The sequence below is a fragment of the Microcoleus sp. OTE_8_concoct_300 genome (assembly GCF_031383065.1).
Lineage (GTDB): Bacteria > Cyanobacteriota > Cyanobacteriia > Cyanobacteriales > Microcoleaceae > Microcoleus.
On the sequence record NZ_JANMZH010000776.1, the window covers coordinates 1 to 4,182 of the forward strand.

4 protein-coding genes are annotated in these 4,182 nt (G+C 45.4%); 3 read left to right on the forward strand and 1 reads right to left on the reverse strand.

Annotated features, from left to right (window positions below):
- Positions 1–27: 27 nt before the first annotated feature.
- Positions 28–1,044 (reverse strand): adenosine kinase, encoded by a 1,017-nt coding sequence (locus tag ACUVJL_RS34850; protein WP_445249995.1) that lies wholly within the window; start codon positions 1,042–1,044, stop codon positions 28–30.
- Between the two features lie 311 nt (positions 1,045–1,355).
- Between ACUVJL_RS34850 and ACUVJL_RS34855 the strand changes: the two genes are divergently transcribed.
- From ACUVJL_RS34855 to ACUVJL_RS34865, 3 genes are all read left to right on the forward strand, one after another.
- Positions 1,356–2,921, forward strand: coding sequence for a bifunctional aminoglycoside phosphotransferase/ATP-binding protein (locus tag ACUVJL_RS34855; protein WP_445249996.1), 1,566 nt, complete (start codon positions 1,356–1,358; stop codon positions 2,919–2,921).
- Positions 2,922–3,335 carry a hypothetical protein gene (locus tag ACUVJL_RS34860; RefSeq protein ID WP_445249997.1) on the forward strand — a complete coding sequence of 138 codons (414 nt, stop codon included), beginning with the start codon at positions 2,922–2,924 and terminating at the stop codon, positions 3,333–3,335.
- A gap of 174 nt (positions 3,336–3,509) precedes the next feature.
- Positions 3,510–4,064 (forward strand): YdcF family protein, encoded by a 555-nt coding sequence (locus ACUVJL_RS34865; RefSeq protein ID WP_445249998.1) that lies wholly within the window; start codon positions 3,510–3,512, stop codon positions 4,062–4,064.
- Positions 4,065–4,182: the final 118 nt, after the last annotated feature.

The following is a 4,182-nucleotide window of genomic DNA, read 5'->3' on the forward strand; positions in this document are numbered from 1 at the left end:
AAAAAGTGCGATCGCCCCTTTCAAATCCTACCCAGAAATCACCTCACTCAAAAGATGAGCCTGAGAACCCTCAAGCCGAGGCCCATGAATCTGCACCACCCTAGAAGCCAAGAAATTGCCCCAGCGAGCCGCTTGTACAGAACTCAAACCATTAGTAATTCCAAACAAAACACCCCCCGCAAAAGCATCCCCAGCACCCACAGTATCGATCGCCTTTACCGGAAATCCAGCAACATCAACAATCTGTTTATTCTCCACCACCAGGCAGCCTTTATCCCCATTAGTAATAAAAGCCAAATCCGAAATCTCGCTCATTTTCCGAGCGCACTCTTCCAGAGATTCCTCCTTAAAAAAGCTCCGAACTTCATCAGCATTGCAAAAAATTACATCGCAATATTCCGAAACCACCTTGTGAAAATCATCAGCAAATCGATCGACTAAAAAGCCATCCGAAAAAGTAAAAGCCACCTTCACACCCAGACGCTTAGACTGTTCCATCGTCTCAATGCTAGCCTTTCTCGGATCCGGAGCATCCCAAAGATAGCCTTCAACATAACTGTACTTGCAGTGAGCCAGTCGATCGACATCAATATCAGTCGCAGCCAGAGTAGTAGAAACCCCCAAATTAGTACACATCGTGCGTTCCGCATCCGGCGTAGTCAGCACTACACAAGTACCAGTGGGTTCCTGCGACGACTCAGCAGGATGCACGTTAAAATCAATCCCCGCCGCCAGCAAATCTTGCCGATAAAACTCGCCGTTAGTATCCTTAGCAACCTTCCCCGAATAATACGCTTTACCGCCGCTTTGAGCCAAACCAATCATGGTATTTGCCGCCGAACCCCCCGATCGCATTTGCAGCGAATTGTGCTCTAAATCGTGCAAAATTCCCCCCTGCCTTTCCGAATTCATCAGCGTCATCCCGCCACGACTCAGCCCGTGACCGAGTACAAATTCATCTTCTACCAATGCTAGGATGTCTACAAGGGCATTGCCTACGCCAAACACATCCACGGAACGGGAATCTTGATTGTTTTCTGTCATGAGTGCTTTTTTTTTGATACTAATTTTGGACTTGCGCAAAACACCTTTTGTTTGGCTATCGACAGTGTAAGGTGCTCCGCGCGCACCCTACGTTTTATGGTAAGGTGCGCCCGCGTACCCTGCGTTTTATCGAAATGTGCGCACGGAGCCCCCTACATTTAGATGTTCTGCGTAAGTTTTATAGTAACATTTAGATGTTCTGCGTAAGTTATAACTATATTTGCTTTTATCCCAAATCCCAAATCCCAAATCTAAAATCCCAAATCCCAAATCCCAAATCCCAAATCTAAAATCTAAAATCTAAAATCGATATGACTGATACTTGTGTTCCACCTCTGATTCAGCAAATGTTGCAGCCTGGGTTTTACCCGCACGGAGTGACAGAACCAGTGCACCTCATTCAGACTCATGCTTCCTTTGTTTTGCTGACAGGAGATTATACTTACAAAATTAAGAAACAAGTCAATTTTGGCTTTTTGGACTATTCAACCTTGGCCAAAAGGCAGCATTTCTGCACCCAAGAATTGCTGATGAACCAGCGCACTGCACCGGAAATTTATCTAGAAGTTTTGCCAATTATTCAAAGGGGCGATTCCTTTCAATTGGGCAGCACCTTACCTGCTATAACTTCTGCCGAAATTGCTGTAGAATACGTGCTAAAAATGCGGGAGTTTCCTCAAGATTCGCTGTTCCTCAGTTTGTTGGAACGCGGACTGTTGACCGAGCAACTTATGGCAGACTTAGGGCGGGAAGTTGCCAACTTTCACAGCACGGCAATTAGTAATAGCTACATTCGTAGATTTGGCGAAGTCAGTCAGATTCGCACAGCAATAGATAACAATTACCTAATTTCGCAAAAATATATTGGCGGGCCGCAGACTCAGACACAATATCAGGAAACTAAAGATTATACTGATGCGTTTTTTGCGAACAACCCAGAGTTATTTAACCTGCGGATGACCAATAATAAAATTCGCGAGTGCCACGGAGATTTGCACTTGCGGAATATAGCATTGTGGCAAGATAAAATATTGCTGTTCGACTGCATCGAATTTAACGAGCCTTTTCGCTTTGTTGATGTCATGTACGATGTCGCTTTTACAGTAATGGATTTGGAATCGCGGGTGCGCAGAGACTTAGGCAATGCTTTTCTCAATACTTACATCGAACAAACAGGGGATTGGGAAGGACTGCAACTGTTGCCTCTGTATTTAAGCCGTCAAGCTTATGTTAGAGCGAAAGTAACTTCGTTAATGTTGGAAGATCCCGCTATTTCAACTGCCCAAAAAGCAGAGATTTCACAGACTGCCGCTCATTATTATAAACTGGCTTGGCAATACACAAAACCGCGCTGGGGAAAGTTAACTTTGATGTCTGGTTTGTCGGGTTCTGGCAAGAGTACAGCAGCTCGATATTTGGCTCGCCGCACTGGGGCAATTCACATTCGATCCGATGCTGTTCGCAAACATTTAGGCGGCATTCCTTTAAATGAACGGGGGGGAGAAGATTTGTACTCGGATGAAATGACGGCACAGACTTATGGTAGATTGTTAGAGTTGGGGATAATTCTGGCTGACCGAGGTTGGGATGTGATTTTAGATGCAAAGTTCGATCGCCAAAACTTGAGAAGCGATGCGATTAATCAGGCTCAATCCCACGGCTTGCCCCTGCAAATCATTTACTGCACGGCACCAATGGAAGTATTGCAAGAACGACTGCAACAGCGCAGGGGCGATATTGCCGACGCGACGGCAGAACTATTGAGTTCGCAGCAAGCAGCTTTTCAACCTTTTACAGAATTAGAGCAAATTTCTGTCAACATTGTAGATACCGCACAAGACTTAGAGGTACAATTAAACTTGATTTGTAGGGAGTAGTTGCAGATCGATCGCCTGCAGCCAATTGGATTGTCTGCTAATATTGTCAATATCTTTCTGTGTTATTACAAACACAACTTGCAGCTCATGCCAAAATATACCGGAGACTCCAAGGGGTTTAACCCCGCGCTGATATGGTTTGTGTTGTTTACCGTTGGGTTTCGCTTAGTAGGATGTTCGCTGCCCCTCAGTCTTGGTCTGGGTGTCATCGGCGGCGTGGCAGCAGGTTTAATGGTCGCTTGGTGGCACAACGAACTACTACTCAACCCGAATATACGTTCCAAGGATAAAAAGTCGGATGCTATCCTCAATAAAGAAGTAGTGGAAAGGGAGGCGAAACTATATAGCAAAACCTCTAGGCGTGAAGCTCCTACATTGTTTAGCTGGTTGTCAGGACCAGAGGAGCGTCGCTAGCACCGAAAATAGTTTTGAGTATTGAGTTTTAAGCTTTAAGTTAAAGAGTTCATAATTCACAACTCAATACTAAAAATTAACAACTCCCGACAACCAAATTACCAATTACTAATTACCCATTACGATTGCCGATTACCCATTACCGCGTTCCTAGCAATTTGAACTACTTGCTGAATGTTTGTATTTCTGTCGAAACTCCTGCCGCTGTTTATTTATCCTTTGGGGTTGAGTTGCCTGTTAATGATGGCGGCTTTAATAACACTTTGGAAGCATCCCAAATGGGCGGCGGCGCCAATGGCTGCGGCTCTAATTATTTTACTGCTCGGAAGTAGCGGTTGGGTTTCAAAATCGTTAGTTCGATCGCTCGAATGGCAAAACTTACCAACCGCCGAACTCCCCCAAGCTGAAGCGATTATCGTCTTGGGTGGCGGTGTCAAAGCAGCTTTACGTCCCCGTCCTTGGGTAGAATTAGGGGAAGCGGGCGATCGAATAATCTACGGTTCCCGACTTTACCGGCAAGGCAAAGCTCCCCTGCTCATTCTCAGCGGCGGTAGAGTAGATTGGAAAGGTGGCGGGCTTCCCGAATCTGCAGACATGGCAGAAATTGCCCAAACAATCGGCGTACCCGCATCAGCAATTCTGCAAGACCCCGATTCAAACAACACCTATCAAAATGCCGTCAACGTGCGACAAATCTTAGATGCTAAGAGGCCTCCACAAAAAAAATGATCCAACAGCTATGTGGGTTTAGCGAAAATTTCCACAAACCATTTTTGAAGATTGGGGAGGCGATTAATCTGGGTTTCAATTTCTGCCATAGCTAACTTGTTGAGTGTAACTCCTGTGG

What these genes read in the sequence shown, in the direction of transcription:
- ACUVJL_RS34850 (WP_445249995.1), bottom strand. Translation starts at nt 1,044, where the DNA reads ATGACAGAAAACAATCAAGATTCCCGTTCCGTGGATGTGTTTGGCGTA.
- ACUVJL_RS34855 (WP_445249996.1), top strand. Translation starts at nt 1,356, where the DNA reads ATGACTGATACTTGTGTTCCACCTCTGATTCAGCAAATGTTGCAGCCT.
- ACUVJL_RS34865 (WP_445249998.1), top strand. Translation starts at nt 3,510, where the DNA reads ATGTTTGTATTTCTGTCGAAACTCCTGCCGCTGTTTATTTATCCTTTG.